The organism is Gilliamella sp. B2785 (genome assembly GCF_026537005.1).
Taxonomy (GTDB): Bacteria; Pseudomonadota; Gammaproteobacteria; order Enterobacterales; family Orbaceae; genus Gilliamella; species Gilliamella apicola_E.
On the sequence record NZ_JAFNNC010000014.1, the window covers coordinates 1 to 3,105 of the forward strand.

1 rRNA gene is annotated in these 3,105 nt (G+C 49.2%); it reads right to left on the reverse strand.

From position 1 onward, the window contains the following. Positions 1-21: 21 nt before the first annotated feature. A 23S ribosomal RNA gene (locus J3U24_RS11435) occupies positions 22-2,920 on the reverse strand. Positions 2,921-3,105 lie beyond the last annotated feature (185 nt).

Below are 3,105 nucleotides of genomic sequence, written 5' to 3' on the forward strand. Positions count from 1 at the left end.
CCCAAAACAACTCCGAGTTGTAAGGTTAAGACTCTCGGTTCATTAGTATCAGTTAGCTCAATGTATCACTACACTTACACACCTGACCTATCTACGTCTTAGTCTCAAACGGACCTTACTGAATCTCTTCAGGGAAAACTCATCTCGAGGCTAGTTTCGTGCTTAGATGCTTTCAGCACTTATCTATTCCGCACGTAGCTACCGGGCAATGCAATTGGCATCACAACCCGAACACCAGCGGTGCGTTCACTTCGGTCCTCTCGTACTAGAAGCAAACCCTCTCAATTTTCCTACGCCCATGGCAGATAGGGACCGAACTGTCTCACGACGTTCTAAACCCAGCTCGCGTACCACTTTAAACGGCGAACAGCCGTACCCTTGGGACCTACTTCAGCCCCAGGATGTGATGAGCCGACATCGAGGTGCCAAACACCGCCGTCGATATGAACTCTTGGGCGGTATCAGCCTGTTATCCCCGGAGTACCTTTTATCCGTTGAGCGATGGCCCTTCCATTCAGAACCACCGGATCACTATGACCTACTTTCGTACCTGCTCGAGCCGTCACTCTCGCAGTCAAGCTAGCTTTTGCCATTGCACTAACCTCCTGATGTCCGACCAGGATTAGCTAACCTTCGTGCTCCTCCGTTACTCTTTGGGAGGAGACCGCCCCAGTCAAACTACCCACCAGACAGTGTCCCTTACCTCGATTCAGAAGTATAGGTTAGAACATCAAACATTAAAGGGTGGTATTTCAAGGTCGACTCCATGCATACTGGCGTACACACTTCAAAGTCTCCCACCTATCCTACACATTAAGGCTCAATGTTCACTGTCAAGCTATAGTAAAGGTTCACGGGGTCTTTCCGTCTTGCCACGGGTACACCGCATCTTCACGGCAATTTCAATTTCACTGAGTCTCGGGTGGAGACAGCCTGGCCATCATTACGCCATTCGTGCAGGTCGGAACTTACCCGACAAGGAATTTCGCTACCTTAGGACCGTTATAGTTACGGCCGCCGTTTACTGGGGCTTCGATCAAGAGCTTCTGCTTACGCATAACCCCATCAATTAACCTTCCAGCACCGGGCAGGCGTCACACCGTATACGTCCACTTTCGTGTTTGCACAGTGCTGTGTTTTTATTAAACAGTTGCAGCCAGCTGGTATCTTCGACTGATTTCACCTCCATCCGCATGGGACTTCAATTACCGTCAGCGTGCCTTCTCCCGAAGTTACGGCACCATTTTGCCTAGTTCCTTCACCCGAGTTCTCTCAAGCGCCTGAGTATTCTCTACCTGACCACCTGTGTCGGTTTCGGGTACGATTAACTATAACCTGAAGCTTAGAGGATTTTCCTGGAAGCAGGGCATCAATTACTTCACTACCTTAGTAGCTCGTCATCACGCCTCAGGGTCTCAGTGACCGGATTTGCCTAATCACACCCCTACACGCTTAACCCACCATCCAATAGGTGGTAAACCTAGCCTTCTTCGTCCCCCCATCGCAGTTATAGCCAGTACGGGAATATTAACCCGTTTCCCATCAGATACGCCCTTCGGCCTCTCCTTAGGGGTCGACTCACCCTGCCCCGATTAACGTTGGACAGGAACCCTTGGTCTTCCGGCGAGCGGGCTTTTCACCCGCTTTATCGTTACTTATGTCAGCATTCGCACTTCTGATACCTCCAGCATGCCTCACAACACACCTTCTACGGCTTACAGAACGCTCCCCTACCCAATACACTTGCGTGCACTGCCGCAGCTTCGGTGCATAGTTTTAGCCCCGTTACATCTTCCGCGCAGGCCGACTCGACTAGTGAGCTATTACGCTTTCTTTAAATGATGGCTGCTTCTAAGCCAACATCCTAGCTGTCTAAGCCTTCCCACTTCGTTTCCCACTTAACTATGACTTGGGGACCTTAGCTGGCGGTCTGGGTTGTTTCCCTCTTCACGACGAACGTTAGCACCCGCCGTGTGTCTCCCATGATTAAACTTGTCAGTATTCGGAGTTTGCATCGGGTTGGTAAGCCGGGATGGCCCCCTAGCCGAAACAGTGCTCTACCCCCAACAGTTATACATGAGGCGCTACCTAAATAGCTTTCGGGGAGAACCAGCTATCTCCCGGTTTGATTGGCCTTTCACCCCCAGCCACAGGTCATCCGCTAATTTTTCAACATTAGTCGGTTCGGTCCTCCAGTTAGTGTTAACCAACCTTCAACCTGCCCATGGCTAGATCACCGGGTTTCGGGTCTATACCCTGCAACTTAACGCACAGTTAATACTCGGTTTCCCTTCGGCTCCCCTATTCGGTTAACCTTGCTACAGAATATAAGTCGCTGACCCATTATACAAAAGGTACGCAGTCACACATACCCAACGGTACATGCTCCCACTGATTGTACGTACACGGTTTCAGGGTCTATTTCACTCCCCTCCCGGGGTTCTTTTCGCCTTTCCCTCACGGTACTGGTTCACTATCGGTCAATCAGGAGTATTTAGCCTTGGAGGATGGTCCCCCCATCTTCAGACAGGATATCACGTGTCCCGCCCTACTCTATAAGCTTCCACATAATGCACTTTCATGTACGGGACTTTCACCCTCTATCGTGCGACTTTCCAGACGCTTCCACTAATACATTATGCTACCCGCTTGGGCTACTCCCATTTCGCTCGCCGCTACTTTGGGAATCTCGGTTGATTTCTTTTCCTCGGGGTACTTAGATGTTTCAGTTCTCCCGGTTCGCCTCATCTGACTATGTATTCATCAGATGATAGTGCAGTCACCTGCACTGGGTTTCCCCATTCGGACATCAACGGCTATAGCGCCTTTTATCGGCTCACCGTCGCTTTTCGCAGATTAACACGTCCTTCATCGCCTCTGATTGCCTAGGCATCCACCGTGTACGCTTAATTTCTTAACCTTACAACTCACAGTTGTCTTGGTTTCAATTACGCTTTTTTCTCTTTTCTACTTCTTCACATTCATACTTTCATACAAATGCCTTCCGTAAAAACGAGAACTCGTTTCTTTCAGCTTGTTCCTAATTGTTAAAGAGCTTTATCTTTCTATTCATTCGAATATCAAATAAATACAAAAATAATTTTG